General features: G+C 33.2%; 20 protein-coding genes, 1 tRNA gene and 1 pseudogene. 19 read left to right on the top strand and 3 right to left on the bottom strand.

Translation table 11 applies throughout. The annotated features are described in order from the left end of the window. Positions 1–19 precede the first annotated feature (19 nt). From CBR30_01085 to CBR30_00995, 19 genes are all read left to right on the top strand, one after another. Positions 20–107 (top strand) — tRNA-Leu (locus CBR30_01085). A gap of 9 nt (positions 108–116) precedes the next feature. Further along, entirely contained in the window at positions 117–1,157 is a 1,041-nt protein-coding gene (locus tag CBR30_01080) for a peptide ABC transporter ATP-binding protein (GenBank protein ID PMQ02277.1), read from the top strand. Between the two features lie 3 nt (positions 1,158–1,160). Continuing rightward, positions 1,161–2,150: a peptide ABC transporter substrate-binding protein gene (locus tag CBR30_01075; protein ID PMQ02276.1), complete on the top strand. Its 990-nt coding sequence runs from the start codon at positions 1,161–1,163 to the stop codon at positions 2,148–2,150. 7 nt (positions 2,151–2,157) lie between these two features. Then, positions 2,158–2,454 (top strand): Asp-tRNA(Asn)/Glu-tRNA(Gln) amidotransferase GatCAB subunit C, encoded by a 297-nt coding sequence (locus tag CBR30_01070; GenBank protein ID PMQ02542.1) that lies wholly within the window; start codon positions 2,158–2,160, stop codon positions 2,452–2,454. Positions 2,455–2,466: 12 nt separating this feature from the next. Further along, the gene (locus tag CBR30_01065; GenBank protein ID PMQ02275.1) at positions 2,467–3,936 is read left to right on the top strand and encodes an Asp-tRNA(Asn)/Glu-tRNA(Gln) amidotransferase GatCAB subunit A; all 1,470 of its coding nucleotides are present in this window, start codon (positions 2,467–2,469) and stop codon (positions 3,934–3,936) included. Then, complete coding sequence (locus CBR30_01060; GenBank protein ID PMQ02274.1) at positions 3,936–5,381, top strand: Asp-tRNA(Asn)/Glu-tRNA(Gln) amidotransferase GatCAB subunit B; 1,446 nt, start codon at positions 3,936–3,938, stop codon at positions 5,379–5,381. Before CBR30_01065 ends, CBR30_01060 begins: the two co-directional genes overlap by 1 nt. 1 nt (position 5,382) lies before the next feature. Next, positions 5,383–7,071: a pilus assembly protein PilB gene (locus tag CBR30_01055; GenBank protein ID PMQ02273.1), complete on the top strand. Its 1,689-nt coding sequence runs from the start codon at positions 5,383–5,385 to the stop codon at positions 7,069–7,071. 2 nt (positions 7,072–7,073) lie between these two features. Then, positions 7,074–8,279, top strand: a complete 1,206-nt coding sequence (locus CBR30_01050) for a general secretion pathway protein GspF (protein ID PMQ02272.1) — start codon at positions 7,074–7,076, stop codon at positions 8,277–8,279. 11 nt (positions 8,280–8,290) lie between these two features. Beyond that, the gene (locus tag CBR30_01045) at positions 8,291–8,683 is read left to right on the top strand and encodes a DNA-binding protein (GenBank protein ID PMQ02271.1); all 393 of its coding nucleotides are present in this window, start codon (positions 8,291–8,293) and stop codon (positions 8,681–8,683) included. Then, positions 8,661–8,996 (top strand): DNA polymerase III subunit beta, encoded by a 336-nt coding sequence (locus CBR30_01040; GenBank protein PMQ02270.1) that lies wholly within the window; start codon positions 8,661–8,663, stop codon positions 8,994–8,996. The genes CBR30_01045 and CBR30_01040 overlap by 23 nt, the downstream gene beginning before the upstream one ends. A 47-nt stretch (positions 8,997–9,043) precedes the next feature. Continuing rightward, positions 9,044–9,421: a prepilin-type cleavage/methylation domain-containing protein gene (locus tag CBR30_01035; GenBank protein PMQ02269.1), complete on the top strand. Its 378-nt coding sequence runs from the start codon at positions 9,044–9,046 to the stop codon at positions 9,419–9,421. 89 nt (positions 9,422–9,510) lie between these two features. Beyond that, entirely contained in the window at positions 9,511–9,957 is a 447-nt protein-coding gene (locus CBR30_01030; protein PMQ02541.1) for a hypothetical protein, read from the top strand. A 48-nt stretch (positions 9,958–10,005) separates the two neighbouring features. Beyond that, positions 10,006–10,437, top strand: coding sequence for a prepilin-type cleavage/methylation domain-containing protein (locus CBR30_01025; protein ID PMQ02268.1), 432 nt, complete (start codon positions 10,006–10,008; stop codon positions 10,435–10,437). After that, on the top strand, positions 10,434–10,850 hold the full coding sequence (locus CBR30_01020) for a prepilin-type cleavage/methylation domain-containing protein (GenBank protein ID PMQ02267.1): 417 nt from the start codon (positions 10,434–10,436) through the stop codon (positions 10,848–10,850). Before CBR30_01025 ends, CBR30_01020 begins: the two co-directional genes overlap by 4 nt. 2 nt (positions 10,851–10,852) lie before the next feature. Beyond that, positions 10,853–11,878: a hypothetical protein gene (locus CBR30_01015; GenBank protein PMQ02266.1), complete on the top strand. Its 1,026-nt coding sequence runs from the start codon at positions 10,853–10,855 to the stop codon at positions 11,876–11,878. Continuing rightward, a complete protein-coding gene (locus CBR30_01010; protein PMQ02265.1) occupies positions 11,875–12,273 on the top strand; it encodes a hypothetical protein in 399 nt (132 codons plus the stop codon). Before CBR30_01015 ends, CBR30_01010 begins: the two co-directional genes overlap by 4 nt. A 2-nt stretch (positions 12,274–12,275) precedes the next feature. Further along, complete coding sequence (locus CBR30_01005; GenBank protein PMQ02264.1) at positions 12,276–13,670, top strand: hypothetical protein; 1,395 nt, start codon at positions 12,276–12,278, stop codon at positions 13,668–13,670. After that, positions 13,667–14,212: a hypothetical protein gene (locus CBR30_01000; GenBank protein ID PMQ02263.1), complete on the top strand. Its 546-nt coding sequence runs from the start codon at positions 13,667–13,669 to the stop codon at positions 14,210–14,212. The genes CBR30_01005 and CBR30_01000 overlap by 4 nt, the downstream gene beginning before the upstream one ends. Before the next feature lie 2 nt (positions 14,213–14,214). After that, positions 14,215–14,751, top strand: a complete 537-nt coding sequence (locus tag CBR30_00995) for a hypothetical protein (GenBank protein ID PMQ02262.1) — start codon at positions 14,215–14,217, stop codon at positions 14,749–14,751. Here the strand turns inward: CBR30_00995 and CBR30_00990 are convergent. From CBR30_00990 to CBR30_00980, 3 genes and pseudogenes are all read right to left on the bottom strand, one after another. Next, entirely contained in the window at positions 14,741–15,466 is a 726-nt protein-coding gene (locus CBR30_00990) for a hypothetical protein (GenBank protein PMQ02261.1), read from the bottom strand. The two genes, CBR30_00995 and CBR30_00990, sit on opposite strands and share 11 nt — an antisense overlap. Further along, positions 15,460–15,903 carry a hypothetical protein gene (locus CBR30_00985; protein PMQ02260.1) on the bottom strand — a complete coding sequence of 148 codons (444 nt, stop codon included), beginning with the start codon at positions 15,901–15,903 and terminating at the stop codon, positions 15,460–15,462. Before CBR30_00985 ends, CBR30_00990 begins: the two co-directional genes overlap by 7 nt. A 1-nt stretch (position 15,904) precedes the next feature. Next, a pseudogene (locus CBR30_00980) lies at positions 15,905–17,541 on the bottom strand (DUF4900 domain-containing protein). Between the last annotated feature and the right edge of the window lie 37 nt (positions 17,542–17,578).

Here is a 17,578-nt window from a genome sequence, read left to right as displayed (position 1 = left end):
TTATAATCAATTATGAATTGCCGAGGTGGTGGAATTTGGCAGACACGTAGCATTGAGGGTGCTATGGGTGAAAACCCGTCCGGGTTCAAATCCCGGCCTCGGCACCAGAAAATAATATGGTTGAGGAAAAACCCTCAACCTTTATTTTATTTATAAGGGAGGACTGTAAATTGGCAAAGGACGATGTTTTATTGGAAGTTAAAAATCTTTCTACTTACTTTTTTACCGATGAAGGTATTGTTAAGGCAGTTGATGATGTAAGCTTTAAATTATCTCCAGGAGAGTCCTTAGGAATTTTGGGAGAGTCTGGATGTGGTAAGAGTGTTACAGCCCTTTCTATTATGAGATTAATACAGACTCCACCAGGGAAAATTGTAGGTGGAGAGATCCTTTTTCAGGGAGAAGATTTATTGAAAAGGTCAGAGGAAGAGATGAGGCAGATTCGTGGCAATAAAATATCAATGATATTCCAAGACCCCATGACTTCTTTAAATCCGGTTTTTACAATTGGAGATCAAATCATTGAAGCTATTGTACTTCATCAAGGATTAGATAAAAGGACCGCAAAGAAAAAAGCCATTGAGATGTTGGAATTGGTAAGAATACCAGAAGCTAATAAAAGGATAAATGATTATCCACATCAATTCAGTGGAGGAATGCGCCAGAGGGTTATGATTGCTATGGCACTTTCTTGTAATCCTTCTATACTGATTGCAGACGAGCCCACAACAGCTCTTGATGTTACAATTCAAGCTCAGATTTTAGAACTTATAAAGCAATTGAAAAAGGAATTCAACATGTCAACCATTCTTATAACCCACGATATGGGAATTGCAGCTGAATCTTGTGATAATATATTAGTAATGTATGCTGGAAAAGTTGTTGAGTATGCAGATATACATACAATATTTAAGCATCCAGCCCATCCATATACGATGGGGCTTTTAGATTCTGTACCACGTCTTGATATAAGAAAGGAAAGGCTCAATGCCATAGAAGGTCAACCTCCTGACCTAATAGCATTACCAAATTATTGTTACTATGCAGAAAGATGTCCCTACAGAACAAAGGAATGCTTAGAGCAAATTCCAGATCTTGTAGAAATAGAAAAGGGTCATTATGTAAGATGTATTCATGCAAGGGAAATTAGGAGGTAAAGAATGAATAATTATACTGATAGTATTCTATTAGAAGTCAAAAACTTAAAAAAATATTTCCCTATAAAAAGAGGAATAATATTTTCAAAGCATGTTGGTGATGTTAAAGCGGTAGATGATGTATCCTTTTATATTAAAAAGGGAGAAACTGTAGGACTTGTTGGAGAGTCTGGATGTGGTAAATCTACAGTAGCAAGAGTGATAATAAGGCTTTTAGAACCAACTGATGGAAAGATAATCTTTGAGGGACAGGATATTGCCAGCATACCTCAAGAGGACCTTCGTAAATTAAGAAAAGATATGCAGATCATATTTCAGGACCCATATTCCGCTCTAAATCCAAGGATGACTGTAAGCGAAATAATAGGAGAGCCCTTAGTTGTACATAAAATTGTAAAAAACAATAAAGAAAAGGAAAAAAGAGTTCAGGAATTATTAGAATTGGTTGGTTTAGCCCCTTATCATGCAAACCGCTATCCTCATGAATTTAGTGGTGGACAAAGGCAAAGGATAGGAATTGCAAGAGCTTTAGCCTTAAATCCAAAATTTATTGTGGCGGATGAGCCAACCTCCGCCCTTGATGTATCTGTTAGAGCTCAAATTATTAATCTAATGCAAGATTTACAAAAAGAATTTGGACTTACATATCTTTTTATTTCTCATGATCTAAGTGTTATAAGGCATATATGCGATAGAATTTTAGTTATGTATTTAGGAAAATTAGTGGAGATATCAAACAACGAAGACTTATACAATAATCCTCTTCATCCATATACTCAGGCTTTGCTTTCCGCTGTTCCAATTCCGGATCCTGAAGTAGCCCAGAGAAGAAAGAGAGTGATATTAACAGGTGATGTTCCAAGCCCAGTCAATCCACCATCTGGATGTAGATTTCATCCCAGATGTCCTTATGCCATGGATATATGCTCGAAAGTTGAGCCTACACTAAAGGAGGTCCAACCAGGACACTATACCGCCTGTCATTTATACTAATATGAATATGAAAAGTTTTCTTGAACAATTGAGAAAAACTGCTCATCTTGCGAGATTGGCTCTAACTCCTGAAGAGGAAGAGATTTATTCTAAACAATTGGAGGAAATATTGAATTATTTTCAAAAGCTACAAGAGTTAGATACTTCTCAAGTAGAGCCGATGGCTCACGTTTTACCACTTAATAATATTTGGAGAGATGATGAAGTAAAAGAAAGTATGGATAGAGAATTAATCCTTTTAAATGCTCCAGAGGTTGAGAATGAATGCTTTAAGGTGCCTAAAATTGTAAAAAATGAAGAGTAAAGTGGAAAAAGTATGAGTAAAGAAATTAAGTTTAAGAGTATAAGGGAATTACAAGATTTATATAAAAAGAAAGAGATAAGCATTAGGGAAGTAGTTGAGTATTACCTAAAAACTATAGAAAGTTGGGAACCGTACGTTCATGCTTTTCTTACTGTGAATTCTGATTATATAGAGAAGGAAGTAAATAGATTAGAAAATACTGAATTTAATGATGAACATTTACTTTACGGTATCCCTGTTGCGATAAAAGATAATATATTAACAAAAGATCTTAGGACTACGTGTGCATCAAAAATACTTTCTAATTTTATACCACCTTTTGATGCAGAAGTTGTAAGAAGATTAAAGGAAAAAGGTGCAATAATAATAGGAAAAACAAATCTCGATGAATTTGCTATGGGTTCATCCACAGAAAATTCCGCTTTTGGTCCCACAAAAAACCCATGGGATCTTACGAGGGTACCTGGAGGGTCTTCTGGAGGGTCCGCTGTAGTAGTTGCAACAGGAGAAGCATTATTATCCTTGGGATCTGACACTGGAGGGTCTATTAGACAGCCAGCAAGCTTTAATGGAGTATTAGGGCTAAAACCAACTTATGGTTTAGTTTCAAGATATGGACTCGTTGCCTTTGCTTCCTCTTTGGATCAGATTGGTCCTTTTGCAAGAAAGGTTGAAGATTTAGCTTTAATTCTTCAGGTAATTGCAGGACATGATCCAAAGGATTCAACATCTTCTCCGTATCCTTTACCTAATTATTTGAACTCCCTTGGAAAAAGTGTAAAAGGCTGGAAGATTGGTGTTCCAAAGGAAATGTGGGAAAAGGGAGTAGAAAGCGATGTATTGAATGTTTTAGAGGAAGCTCTAAGGGTACTAAAGGATATGGGGACAGAATTAATAGAAATTTCTCTTCCAACTGTTGAGTATGCATTGCCGACATATTATCTAATTGCAACCTCTGAGGCAAGCTCAAATCTTGCAAGATATGATGGTATACATTATGGATATAGGAGTAAAGATCAAAAAGATTTAATATCTCTTTATAAAGTTTCAAGGGGAGAGGGATTTGGAAGTGAAGTAAAGAGAAGAATTATTCTTGGGACTTATGCCTTATCTGCAGGTTATTACGATGCCTATTATCTCAAAGCAACAAAAGTAAGAACTCTTATTCGTCAGGAGTTTGAATCCGCCTTTAAAAAGGTTGATATCATAATTTCTCCCACAAGCCCAACATTACCCTTCAAATTAGGAGAGAGATTGACAGATCCATTGCAGATGTATCTTTCGGATATAATGACTATTCCTGTAAATCTTGCAGGAATTCCAGCAATCTCTGTGCCTGCAGGATTTAAAGATAATTTGCCAGTAGGACTTCAATTTATGGGTCCTTTCTTTTCTGAAGATAAACTTTTACAAATATCCTATGCTTTTCAAAGATTAATGGATTTTTCCGAAAAATATCCTAATATTTTGGAGATGAGATAATGTATCTTCCGGTTATTGGATTAGAAGTCCATGCTCAACTTTTAACTAAATCAAAGATGTTTTGTTCTTGTAGTACCGATCATGAGAATGCTCCTCCAAATACATTAGTCTGTCCTGTTTGTATGGGAATGCCAGGAGTTCTTCCCGTAGTCAATAAAAAGGCAGTAGAGCTTGTTTTAAAGACTGCCCTTGCTCTAAATTGTGAGATTGCACCCTTTTCAAAATTTGATAGAAAAAACTATTTTTATCCAGATCTACCAAAGGGATATCAAATCTCCCAGTATGACCTTCCCTTAGCAAGGCGAGGATATGTGGAATTTGAAATGGATGGGGAGATTAAGAGAGTAAGGTTAAAGAGGATTCATTTAGAAGAAGATACTGGAAAGCTTCTTCATGTAGGTGAAGGAGATAGATTAGCAGAGGCGGAGTATAGTCTTGTTGATTTAAATCGTTGTGGAATCCCATTAATGGAGATAGTAACAGAGCCAGATATTCATTCTGCAAAAGAAGCAAGATTATTTCTACAAGAACTTAGAAATATTCTGAGATACTTAGAGGTAAGTAGTGGAGATATGGAAAAGGGTTCATTAAGATGTGATGCAAATATATCCATTATGGTTGAAAAAGGAGTTTTAGGTACAAGGACTGAAATTAAAAATGTCAATTCCTTTTATTCTTTGGAAAAGGCTTTAGAATATGAGATAGAAAGACAGATAAATTTGTTAAAAGAGGGGAAAGAAGTTGTTCAAGAAACAAGGCACTGGGATGAAAAAAGACAGATAACTGTTACATTAAGGGGAAAGGAAGAGGCAGAAGATTACAGATATTTTCCAGAGCCCGATATTCCTCCTTTGATAATCTCTAATGAGATTTTGGAGAATATAAAAAGGAGTATTACGCCCCTTCCTTTGGAAAGAAAGTTATACCTTCAAAGAACTCTCTCTTTAACCCCACAGGAGGCAGAGATTATAACATCAGAGAAGGAGCTTTGTGACTTTTTTGATAAATGTCTTAAATTATACAGTAATGCAAAAAATTTAAGTAATTGGATAACTGTTGAGCTTATGAGTTATTTAAATGATCAAAAATTAAACTTTAAAGACTTACAGATTGAGCCAGAGGAATTTATAAAGATTATTTTAATGGTAGACAAGAATGAGATAACAAGGGCGGTTGGAAAAGAAATCTTGAGAAAATATTTAGAAACTAAAGAAAGCCCAGATAAAATTGTAGAAAGGGAAGGCTTGAAGACTTTAAGTGATATAGACATGATTAAAGATGTAGTTAAAAAGGTGATTGAGAATAATGAAAAAGCTGTATCAGATTATAGAAAAGGAAAAAAGAATGTGATAAACTTTTTAGTAGGTCAAGTAATGAAAGAGACAAAGGGAAGGGCGAGTTTAGATCTTGTTAAAAACCTCTTAGAAGAAGAATTGAATAAATAGTATGAAAGATAAAAAACCTCTTGGTGAATATCTTTTGGAGCTTGGATTGATAACCAAGGAGCAATTGGAAAAAGCTCTTGAGGAGCAGAAAAAAACAGGAGCAAGACTTGGTCAAATTCTTATTGAGAGAGGATATGTAAAACCTGAAGATATTGGAAAAGTCTTAGAATTACAGAGTGAAATTCCATATATTCCCCTTTCTTCCCTCTCCATTGATGAAAAACTCATCTCATCATATCCAGAGAATCTTTTGAGAAGGTATAAATTTTTGCCTATAAAGAGAGAGGGGGGATTAATTCATGTTGCTATTGTTCCCCCTCTTGACCCTAATGCCCTTAATGAGATAAGAAGAATTGTTAGGTCCCCAATAAAACTCTTTTTAATTACAGAGAGAGAATTTAATCAAATCCTCTCTCAAGTTTTTTCCTTGGATAAAACAACAAAAGAGGTAATCCAAAACTTACAAGCAAGAAGACCTGTAGAAACCATTGTTGAGGCTCCTCCTGTTGTAGAGATAGAGGAGGCACCTGTAGTAAGACTGGTTTCCTCAATTATTAACGAAGCTATAATAAGGAATGCAAGTGATATTCATTTGGACCCACAAGAAAAGGATATGAAGGTAAGATACAGAATAGATGGTATACTCTTTGATATAATGAGCATCCCAAAGGAACTTCAGGATGCGGTAGTAAGTAGAATAAAGGTTATGGCAGGAATGGACATTGCAGAAAAAAGAAGACCTCAAGATGGAAGAGCCACATATAGATATGAGAATAAGATATTTGATCTAAGGGTAGCAAGTGTTGGAGCATCCCATGGTGAGATGGTAGTAATAAGACTTTTAGATAAAACTAAGGTTTTAATAGAATTGGATAGATTGGGAATGTCTCCTCAAGATCTTGCTATCTTTGAAAGTCTTATAATTAAGCCATTTGGACTTATTTTAGTAACAGGACCTACAGGTTCTGGAAAAACCACAACCTTATACGCCGCATTGAATGTATTAAATAAACCTTCAGTTAATATAATTACTTTAGAGGATCCCGTAGAATATGAAATTCCAGGAATAAACCAAATACAGGTTCAGCCAAGAATAAACATAGATTTTGCTACAGGACTTAGAAGTATTTTAAGATTGGACCCAAACATTATTATGGTGGGTGAGATAAGAGATGCAGAAACTTTGAATACATCTATTGAGGCAGCTCTTACTGGTCATTTGGTACTTTCCACCTTCCATGCCAATGATGCAGTCTCCGCCATTGCTCGTCTTATGCAAATGGGAGTTGAGCCTTTCTTGATTGCATCATCCCTTCTTGGAGTGGTTGCCCAAAGATTGGTAAGAACTATTTGTCTATCCTGTAAGGAAGAGTATATAGCGGAAAGGGAAGAGATTGAAGAGCTAAGATTAACAAAAATTTTAGACACTCCATTAAAACTTTATAGAGGAAAGGGATGTGTTCTTTGTAATTATACCGGGTTTTCAGGAAGAACTGGAGTATTTGAAATTTTAAGAATTACAAGAGGGATAAGGGAATTAATAGTTAAAAGAGCATCCTTAGATGAATTGAAGGAGAGAGCGGAAGAGGAGGGAATGCGCACTCTATTTTATAATGCAAGAGAAAAAGTACTTTCTGGTATAACTACCTTTGAGGAGGCAAAGAGGGTGATCTATTGGGAAGGTGATTAGCTTTGCCTCGCTTTGAATATACAGCGAAGGACCCTCAAGGAAGAATACTAAAAGGTATTATTGAGGCAGAATCGGAGAGAGATGCAAGAAGACTTATTAGAAGACAGAGATTATATGTAATATCATTAAAAAAAGAATCTTCATTTTGGAAAACATTAACTGTTAGCAAAAAGGTTACTCTACCAGAGCTTGTAATTTTTACCTCTCAATTTGCAACCCTTTTAAGATCAGGAATATTATTAACTGATGCTTTAATAACTTTAGCCCAACAAACAGATAACGAATATTTCAAGGAAGTATTAAGACAAGTTAGGTTAAGTATAGATGGTGGAGAAAGTCTCTCTGAGGCTTTAAGTAGATTTCCAAATGTATTTCCAAACATCTTTATAAGTCTTGTGAGGACTGGAGAGGTAACAGGAAGCTTAGACATAATGCTTGATAGACTTGCAAGGTATTTTGACTCACAGCATGAATTAAGAGAGAAAATAAAATCCGCATTAACCTATCCTACCATAGTAATTATTGCTGCAATTGGTGTTGTAATCTTTCTTTTAACCTTTGTAGTTCCAACCTTCCAAAGAATTTATGGAAGGATGAATGTCCCTCTTCCACTTCCCACAAGAATGCTTTTAGGAATAAGTGCCTTTGTAAAAAACAATATCCTATTTTTATTCATTATTTTTATAGGACTTTTTATTCTTACAAGAATTTTACTTTCAAATCCAAAAGTGAAAAGATGGTGGGATGAGAAAAAGCTAAACATACCCAGAATTGGTAAAATGTGGAGACAGTTAATTTTAACAAGATTTGCATCTACTTTTGCCATTCTCCTTTCCAGTGGAATTCTTGTTACCCACTCCTTGGAAATTCTTCAGGATGTTGTAGGAAACCTATACTTTGCAGATGGACTTAAAAGAATTTATAGAGCTATAATGGAAGGAAGGAGTCTTTCTGAAGCAATGGCAGAGGAGGAGATGTTTACCCCTATGCTTGTAAGAATGGTTGGAGTAGGGGAGAGAAGTGGAAGAGTGGATGAAATGCTTGAGGAATACTCAAAATTTTCTCAAAGAGAGCTTGACAATCAAACAAAAAGATTGACTTCTCTCATTGAGCCTCTCATCACTCTGGTTCTTGGTGGAATTGTATTCTTTATAGCTCTTTCTATGTACCTACCCATGTTTAATATGGTAAGACTCTTTAGACGATAGGTGAGAGATGGATGAAAAGTAGATGGAAAGACTGGTATGAGCAAGGTATTAGAGATTTAGAAAAAGCAAAGTTGGATATGGAGAATGGTTTTTATGAGTGGGCATGTTTTTCTGCCCAGCAATCAGCGGAAAAAATTATTAAAGCTTTAGGTCTAAAAATTGGATATGAATTATGGGGACATTCATTAACAGAAATGTTGGAACTTTTAAAAGATCATATAGAGATACCAGAAAAAATAAAAGAATCTGCCCAATTTTTAGATATCTTCTATATCTCAACGAGATATCCAAACGGTTTTGTATCTGGAAAACCTGCAGATTATTTTAATAGATCAAAAGCTCAGGAGGCAATAAGTGAGGCGAGTAATATCATCAGGTTCTGTGAAAGCCATTTATTTAGATAAAGAAGAGCTTTTTAAAAAGTTGGAAGAATCATGCAAAACTGCAATGGAGCTTTTTCCCAATATTGATGAGATAATTCTCTTTGGCTCTCTTGCAAGAGGAGACTTTCATGGGCTTTCTGATGTGGACTTATTAATAGTTGAAAAGGAAAAGAAGGAGGAAGATTTTATTCTGAGGATTAAGCCCTATTTCAAATTCTTCTCAGAACAATTAAAAATTGCAGTGGACATAATTGTAATTACAAAAGAAGAAAAGATTTTATTTAGTAATATTTTAAAAGAAGGAAAAGTTCTTTGTAAAAGAAATAGTTTGTGATATAATTTGAAAAGTAAAATAATTCTAAAAGAAAGGAGGTGAATTAAGTGAAGGGAAGCAAAGGATTCTCCCTATTAGAACTTTTAGTAGTGATCGCTATTTTAGGAATAATAGCAGCAATTGCACTACCAAGATATTTTGAAGCAGTTGATGATGCAAAGAAGAACGCCCATAGAGCAAATATAGCTATTATTCAAACTAGTTTAGAGTATTATAGAAATAAAACCGGTTCGTATCCTGCAGATGCTGCTGCATTTAATGCTTTTTTGCAAGATACTACATATTTTGCAGAGCGTCCTCGTTGTCCATATAATGATAAATATTATACTGTAGATAATAATATAACTCCCGATGAAAATAATCCACATATATTAAACTATACAAAAACAGGAAACTCTTATAGTTTAGATTATTACAAACCATAAAACTTTTAAAAATTCTTGCCCCGAAGGAAATCCTTCGGGGCTTTTTCTTTTAAAAATTTTTAGATAAAAAATTGAGAGAGAAATTAAAAATTTTAAAAGATAGTCTCCAAAAGATTGATAGAGTAATCATCTATATTATTCTAATATCTATCCTTACTCTTCTTTTATACATGCTTATTCATATTTTCATCCTTCTAAGAGCTCAAGCCTTTATTATTTCTCATGATATTATTATAAATGCAAGATACGCCTTGGAGCTTTCTATTTTAAAGCAGGAAAAGATAGTTTATAGCTTTGAATATTCACCAAAATATAAATCCGCTCTTTATTATTGGATTTATGGAGAAAATTCCAAAAAATCATATCTTCTTCCCCAGCTTGTTCCCTCTGGCATAAAAATAACAAGCCCTACAAATACTTACACTTTTTATTTTGAAAATGGAAATTTATATCCTGAGGGAGAAATTACAGTCTCCACATATCTTGGAAAAAGAATCATAAAATTTAATAGGAATGGAAAGGTTGGGTTTGAGTAAAATTTCAATTTTTTTGATTTAAATTTTAAAATTTGTTAAAATATAGCTATGAGAAATGGGTTTACTTTATTGGAAGTGATAATTGCGGTTGGAATTTTGGTAGTAGTATTCTTTATTGCCTATACTTCCTTTAGAAGTAGTTCTGATGATTTACTTCTCATTAGAAATTTTACAAATAAACTTAAAGAAGATTTAAGATATGTAAGGCAAAGATCTATTTTACTTCATGCAACTTCTACTTTAACTTTTATTCCCCATGTTTTTCTTCCAAATGTCTATACATCTTATACTTTTATGGATGATTTAGGAAGAACACTTTCAGGGACTTTTACAGAGGGAAGAATTTTTACATCTGATAATACAATAGAGTTTAATGATGGAGATCTTACAGATTCTGTTACCATAACTATTACTCTAAATACTTATACTTCTTGGATTAATGTAAACAAAAAAGGATTTATTGAGGTAAATGTCCCATGAAAAGGGGATTTACCCTTATAGAAGTTCTTGTCTCTATTTTATTATTAAGTTTAATTCTTACTTATTTTTGGATGGGAATTTCAAATATATTAATAGAAGATTCATTAATAACCGCAGAAAGTCAAGCATTAATTTTGGCAGAAAAAAAGCTTGAAGAGTATAGGAAGGCAATAATAAATAATTGGACAGCAAGCTTTACATTATCTGGAAATTTTTCTTCTGAGGGCTGGACAAATTATTTATATTCAATAACATATACGACGTTAACTTATACGATTTTACCTGATCCAACGTTAACTGATAAGCTAAAACAGGTGACAGTTAAAGTAGGGGAAGATACAAATAATAATGGTATTTTAGATTCCGGTGAGGAGAGAAGTATACTTGTTTCAATAATATCAAGGAGAAGATAAAAATGAAGAGGGGATTTACATTTATTGAGATCCTCACTGCTGTCTCTATATTAGCTTTATTGGCTTTGCTCCTTGTAAATATTCTTCCAAGGGTTTTTGATATATATAATGCAAAGTTTGAAGAGGAAGAAAGGCTTTCAAATGTTCAGATCATTTTTGATAGATTAACAAGGGAGATAAGACAGGGCTCTCAAGTATTAGATATAAGTCCATCTACTCAAACCCTTGGGTATTTAACCTTGAATCTTTCATCAGGAGATTCTGTTTCATATTCCTATACTTTATACAATGGAAAGTATTATTTCACTGTAGATAATGAAATTCAGGCAGGACCTATTAAAGAGCTAAGATTTGTAGGTCTTGATGCCCAAGGAACCTATACAACCTTGGCATCCGCCATAAGAACCTTATCTATTACTGTAGTAATGGATAATGAAAAGAAATATTCTACATACATAAGTATGAGATCAGAAATTGTTCCCGTCACTTATTCTATATTTATTACAGAAATTATGTATGATCTTCCCCCAAAGGATAAAAATAGTAATAATCCAAAGGAGGCTTATATGGAATTTATTAAAATTTATAATGGAACAACATATACAATAAATCTACAAAATTGGAAGGTTAATGGGAATATAATAAGTAGTGTAAGGTCAGGAAGTTTTAATCTTCCTCCTGGTTGGTGCGCCTTAATAGGTGCTAATGGTTCAAATCTTCCATCTCATTATAATATTCCAAATAATACAATTGTTCTTGAGACGAATAGTGATGGTTTAGGTAGTAATGGGGCGATTCTAAATAATAAAGGTGATACTGTTGAGGTTAAAAATACAATTAATAGAGTTGTAGATATAGTTCAATATACTTCCACATGGGGAGGATTTCATTCTGGAAATGATTATTTCTCACTTTTAAGGAAATCAATTGAAGGAGCATCTCAGGATCCATCAAATTGGGGTAGTTGTACATATACAAATTATAGAGTATCTCAAATTACAGTCTATTGTCTACCTCCTTCGCCATGAAATCAGGTCAAATTATTATTGCAGTTTTATTAATATTTGTTATACTCAGCTTAGTTATGGCTGGGGTTCTTAGTATTTGGGAGCAAAATATAAGAAAGGTGGGAGCCCAAATAGGAGAAAAACAGGCTCTATATATTGCAGAGGGAGGAGCAGAGATTGGTATTTGTAGTGCTATTTGGACTGATAATCCTACTTCCTTCACTATATCAGCAAATGTTACTGAAACAGGTTCTTTAGGAAGATATACTGTCTCCTTTTTTTGGTATTCTCCAACTTTTGAAATTGTATCTACTGGTACAGTAGGTGTTTGGTCAAGAACATTAAGAATAGAAGGTCAAAGAAGTGGAACATATACCCCTTATATTATTAATATAACTTTATGGAGTGAGGAGTAAAGATGCTTAGCTTTCATTTTGCAAATGGAAGAATAAAAGTTTTAGAAGGTTCTTTTCAAAAGAAAAATTTCAAGATTGAAAAATCTTTTGCAATAGATCTTTTCTCTGTAGATTTTGGAAGTAGGGGAGAGGGCGAAAAGATCTCTAATATTATAAAAGAGGAGTTGGAGAAAAATAATGTAAAAGAGAAGGATTTATATTTAACCTTAGAGACGAAAGATTTCATGTTGAGAGTTATGGAATTTCCAACCATGCCTATTAAGGAATTAAGAGAAAATATTATAGATGAGCTTGAGGAATTCTACTCCTTTAGAGAAAAAGATATGGATCTTTCTTTTTCTCTCCTTCCTTCTGAAAAAGATAAAATAAAGGCATTGGTTGTAACTTATCCAAAATCCATTGTAAAATTTTGGAAAGAACTTTCTGAAAGGTTATCGTTAAACTTAAAGTATATGGAAATTTCATCTCTTTCCTTTATAAGAGGACTTACCTTAGAAAATTATGACTTCTCAAAGAATATTGCAATCATATTTTTAGGAAATGATGTTACAGATATTTATCTTTTCCAAAAAGGGAATTTGTATAATTTATACAATTTAAGTATTGGTACTTCAGATCTTCTTTTAGAAAGCTCTCCAATAAATTCAACTCTTCTTTCATGGATAGATGAAATAAAAACTTATATTTCTACTTCTTTTTTGCTGGATGAGATAATAGTTATTGGGGAAGAGGAAAAATTTATCCCTTTAAGTTCCTACCTTTCCGAAAACTTCTCTAATATTCCTTTAACTGTAAATCAGAATTTGTGGCTGGGAAATATGGGAGTGCTTTTGGCAAATCAAAAAATCCCATCAATTCCTACTATTAATATTATTGGAAGGGAGAAAGTAGGTTTAAAAATTGAAAGGGAAGTTTTATTAAGGTCTGTTTTGGCTGGAGCTTTGGCTTTGATAATTGTTCTTTCTGGAAATATGTATTTAAATCTCAGAATAAGAGATATTAAAAAGGAGAGAATATATTTAGAGCAGAATCTAAATGAGAGAAGAGCGGAGATAGGATGGTTAAGAAAAACTGTAGAAGAGAGAATTTCTTTAAATAAAGGATTGGAAAATTGGATTAAGGAATTAGATGAAAATAGACTTATCTCACCATCATATTTTCTTAGAGATTTAAGTAGAATAACTCCAGTTAAGGTTTGGCTCTCAAACTTAGAGTTTAACAATGATAATAAAATACTTTTTGAGGGTTATAGTTTGGATAGTGAAGGGGTTGCGGATTTCATGATTGCATTAACCTACTCTAAAATTTTTAAGGATGTTAATTTGCAAAATTCAAGCCTCGTTAATATTGGAAATAAGTCTATTCAAAACTTTAGAATTGTGGGAGTGATTAAATGAGAGAAAGAATAGATGTCTTGATTTTTTTTATAGTCCTCATATTAGGCGTAGTACTTTTTCTATATCCATCGTATTCGTCTCTTAAGAAGGAGGAAAGCTTGGTAAAAGAAATGAGATTAGAGTTAACAAATAGTATTGAGGAGCTTAGCAAACTAAAAGATATTCTAAACATGCTCTCAAAGGAAAGAGAAAATCTCATGTTGGAAGGTAGAAGAAGGATTTTTGATAAAAAAAGCTTTTCAATATTTCTTAAGGAGCTTTCTATTCTCCTTAAAAAGCATAATATAGTGTCCTTCTCAATTACACCTGAAGAGGGAGTAGAGGTTCAAGATCTTCCTCCATCTTTTCCCTTCAAGGTTAAAAAGATACCTGTAAATTTCCAGTTTATTGGAAAATATCAAGATTTTATGACATTCTTTCAGGATTTAGAACTACAAAATTATCCTATAAGATTTACAAATTATAGAATGAGTCTTGTGGATGATAATGGAACTCTTAACTTCCAAGGAAAAATTGAAATTTATCTTTTAGAGGGGGAATAAAAATGAGACAAAAGGTTTGGGGTGGACTAATATTAATAGCTTCTTCCTTATCAATAGCCTTAAATACTTATACCTTGTTGAAACAGGATGAAATTATATACAAAATTGAACCTATTCCAGCAAAACCTGTATCTTACATCCAAGATAAAACCGATAAAGAAAAAGATAGTACATTATCAAGCTTTGTAGAAAGTGAATTTGTGGATATAAAAAGTTTAAAATTAGGAAGAGCAAATCCTTTCTTGCCATTAGTTAAAGAGGAGATTTCAAGAGAAGAACCTAAACCAACCTTAAAGCAGGAGGGAGTAATCTATATAGAAAAAAGGGAGGAGTCAAAAGAACTACCTTATTATCTAAGGGGGATATTAAAAAGTGAGAAAACTTTGCTTGCTATATTAGAGTCAAAAAATGAGGACAAAAGCATTGTTTGTGGAGAAGGGGATAGAGTAGGGGATTATAAAATAGAAAAGATTGACGAAACTAAAGGTATGATCATTTTTAGAGATAAAAAAGGAAAAATATTTAATATTAAAATGTAATTGGGGAAAATCTTAAAGTAGTGCTCTTTTCTCTTATAAATTGTCCCCACCTTTTTTGAAGTTTTATACTAACTTCTAATTGCTGAACCTTCTTTCCAGGAGTATATGTTGCACTTGTTAATTCAAAAAAGCTATAAGTGCCTGATTGAGAATCTAAATAAAGGTATTTGTATTTAAAGCCATTACTGGCTATGTAATCCGCAAGTACCTTTGGAGATTCTGAGGATGTAAAGGTGAAGTTTTTAACAAAATTTGTTATGTTTCCTTGGTTATAGTTGGGGGTCCAGGAAATTACTTTTGAATAATATAAAAGTATTTTTGCATTTGGATTTGCAGGATCATAAAGAGAGCCTGTTCTTGATCTCACTACAAAAATATCAAATCTATAATTATTATTAGTTATTGGAGAAACTAAAACAATTCCTTGGGTACTTGTATCAAAAGAATAATTTCCTACACTGTATTTGCTTCCTGATGTATCATTAATAGAGATTGTCATTCCAGGAGTATATATTACTATTGCCCTTTGAATAGAGGATCTTAAATTTGTAATAACGTTTGATAGACTCCTTTCAAGCTCAATATCAGTCTTTTGAATAAAGGTATCTCTCTGTATGCTTATCCATACTTGGGATAATATAAGAAGTAAGATAGAAAATACTGTTATGGATATCAATAATTCAACTAAAGTGATTCCCTTTATCCTTTTTACCATGGTCTTTCAATAACCTCCGAAAGTTCTGCTAATGGATTTTCAAATCTTTTTATATATCCAGAGCCTGGTGGTTCTTTATGAAAATTTGTATCAACATAATCACCTTGAGAGTTTGCATAATATATCCTAATTTTAATTTTTTTTGCCACTACTTCTGAACTTGGATTTTGAGTTGTTAAATCCTTAATTAAAAGAGGCAAGAGCTCATACATCTTTTTTACTCTTTCCTCATAAGTATCTAAAGTTTTTGGTGGTTCTTCTTTAGGCTCCTCAATATCATTAATATTTATATTATTAGATTCCTTATTTAAATCCTCCTCTACTTTAATGCTCTCTATTTTTTTACTTTTATTAGGAGCTTTATTCGTAAAAGCAATAACTAATATTATGATTGCAAGGATTATTAAAATTATATCTATAAGTTTTAACTTTCTCATTTTATTCCCATTTCTCCTCCCATTTTTCTACATTTAGCCATTTTGGATTATTTACTGTCCCCTCTTGGAGCATCGTTCTTCCTGTAGTTGGGAAGTAGGGAGGAGAAAAACCTGATCTCATGCGATAATCATAGTAAAAATCTCTTCCAAAACCTGTACTATTTGAAGTACCACTAAAGGTACCAAAAGCACCGTACCTGTTTGATATTATTCCACCTAATAGGTGGACCTGTCCTGCCTCAGGTCTTGTATTATAATCTTGGACTTTTACAACTCCACTTGGAGCCATTAAAACTGCAGTTATAAAGGGATGAGTATATTTAATATTATTTCCAACATTTTGAGGTGGATTAATTATAATATTTCCACTTCTTGCCAATAATCCGAGTACATTTTGAGCATTAGGATTGTATGATACAGATGAGTAATATCTACCCTGTTGAGTAAGGGTTTGTGTGAGAGAAGTATAGGTATTATAATAGCTTTGATCTGATATTTCTTGGTAAATTATATCGTTGGTAATAGTAATACTACCGTTTGCAGTGACTGTTAGTTGTTCATCCTTTTGAATCAATCCACTAATTCCAGTTATATTTCCGTTTACATAAATCATTCCATTAGGAATAGCATTAATTGTAATGGTATTTGTACCAGTATTTACATATGTTCTATTATTGGCTCTATCTATGGTGAATACATATGTTGTAGAACCTTGTGTAATTGTATAAACTGCTCTTCCTTGGGAATCTATACCAAAATTAATTGATGCATCACCTTGTACAAATATACCTCCACCATTTAAAATGGTTTGAGTGTATATTCCATTAGGTGGAGGGGTTGTTCCTGAGGGTAACCCTAAGGCACTTCTTATTGTTTGATACATTTGATTATCGTTTTGTATATTTGCATTTGGCATACCTAAAGTAGCAGCAACTTGGGTATATGTAACAGTAGGCATATTTATGTATGTTGCACCTCTTTTAAATCCTTTTGCAAATATTGGGGTGTCATAAGGGGGATTACTATCCGCACTTAGTCGTTTATTATTACCGTTATTATAGAACCATGCAGTTGTTGAATATGATGATACTTCATCTAAGAAAGTAGGTGTATAGGCAAAGGAAAGCTCACCGTTTGAATGAACTGGTCCATTAAATCTCGTATTACTCGTAAACCAAACTCTTGTACCATCCTCCATTAAGTGAATATTTGTAAAAAGTGCAAATCTTGCAAAATTTTCTATGTATACACTTCCCTCAATTTTTCCAGAGGTTGTAATAGTAAGAGAAAGAAGGGGTGGGGATGTCTTATAACCTCTTGATGTGATTGTATAAACATAGGTATATGAGACCCATGTTGTTATACCAGTTAAATTAGTAGTGTATTACGCTAAGGAAAAGGAATAAGAAATTATAGTATAAGAGGTGGTAGGGTCAACTTGTTTTGTTGCATCGTAAATAGTAGCTATATTATTAGCTAAATTATCATTACTTGATCTTTAGCCTGGTCTCTTCTAACAAAAAAATTCTCTTCTACCGAAGAAGTTAGAAATAAAAATACTAAAGAAGTCAAAAGAAAAGCAAAGGTAATTGCAGTTATAATGGATAAATCACCTTTTTCTCTTTTATGGATTTTCATATTATAAGCTCCCCCTTCCAATCTTTCCTTTAAGCTA

Source organism: Dictyoglomus sp. NZ13-RE01, assembly GCA_002878375.1.
Lineage (GTDB): Bacteria > Dictyoglomota > Dictyoglomia > Dictyoglomales > Dictyoglomaceae > NZ13-RE01.
The sequence above is the reverse complement of the archived record's forward strand: the minus strand, read 5'-3'. Positions and strand labels throughout refer to the sequence as shown.

Coding starts and splice junctions, on each gene's coding strand:
- CBR30_01080 (PMQ02277.1), top strand. CDS start 117: ATGGTTGAGGAAAAACCCTCAACCTTTATTTTATTTATAAGGGAGGAC.
- CBR30_01075 (PMQ02276.1), top strand. CDS start 1,161: ATGAATAATTATACTGATAGTATTCTATTAGAAGTCAAAAACTTAAAA.
- CBR30_01070 (PMQ02542.1), top strand. CDS start 2,158: ATGAAAAGTTTTCTTGAACAATTGAGAAAAACTGCTCATCTTGCGAGA.
- CBR30_01065 (PMQ02275.1), top strand. CDS start 2,467: ATGAGTAAAGAAATTAAGTTTAAGAGTATAAGGGAATTACAAGATTTA.
- CBR30_01060 (PMQ02274.1), top strand. CDS start 3,936: ATGTATCTTCCGGTTATTGGATTAGAAGTCCATGCTCAACTTTTAACT.
- CBR30_01055 (PMQ02273.1), top strand. CDS start 5,383: ATGAAAGATAAAAAACCTCTTGGTGAATATCTTTTGGAGCTTGGATTG.
- CBR30_01045 (PMQ02271.1), top strand. CDS start 8,291: ATGAAAAGTAGATGGAAAGACTGGTATGAGCAAGGTATTAGAGATTTA.
- CBR30_01025 (PMQ02268.1), top strand. CDS start 10,006: ATGAGAAATGGGTTTACTTTATTGGAAGTGATAATTGCGGTTGGAATT.
- CBR30_01020 (PMQ02267.1), top strand. CDS start 10,434: ATGAAAAGGGGATTTACCCTTATAGAAGTTCTTGTCTCTATTTTATTA.
- CBR30_01015 (PMQ02266.1), top strand. CDS start 10,853: ATGAAGAGGGGATTTACATTTATTGAGATCCTCACTGCTGTCTCTATA.
- CBR30_01010 (PMQ02265.1), top strand. CDS start 11,875: ATGAAATCAGGTCAAATTATTATTGCAGTTTTATTAATATTTGTTATA.
- CBR30_01005 (PMQ02264.1), top strand. CDS start 12,276: ATGCTTAGCTTTCATTTTGCAAATGGAAGAATAAAAGTTTTAGAAGGT.
- CBR30_01000 (PMQ02263.1), top strand. CDS start 13,667: ATGAGAGAAAGAATAGATGTCTTGATTTTTTTTATAGTCCTCATATTA.
- CBR30_00995 (PMQ02262.1), top strand. CDS start 14,215: ATGAGACAAAAGGTTTGGGGTGGACTAATATTAATAGCTTCTTCCTTA.
- CBR30_00990 (PMQ02261.1), bottom strand. CDS start 15,466: ATGGTAAAAAGGATAAAGGGAATCACTTTAGTTGAATTATTGATATCC.
- CBR30_00985 (PMQ02260.1), bottom strand. CDS start 15,903: ATGAGAAAGTTAAAACTTATAGATATAATTTTAATAATCCTTGCAATC.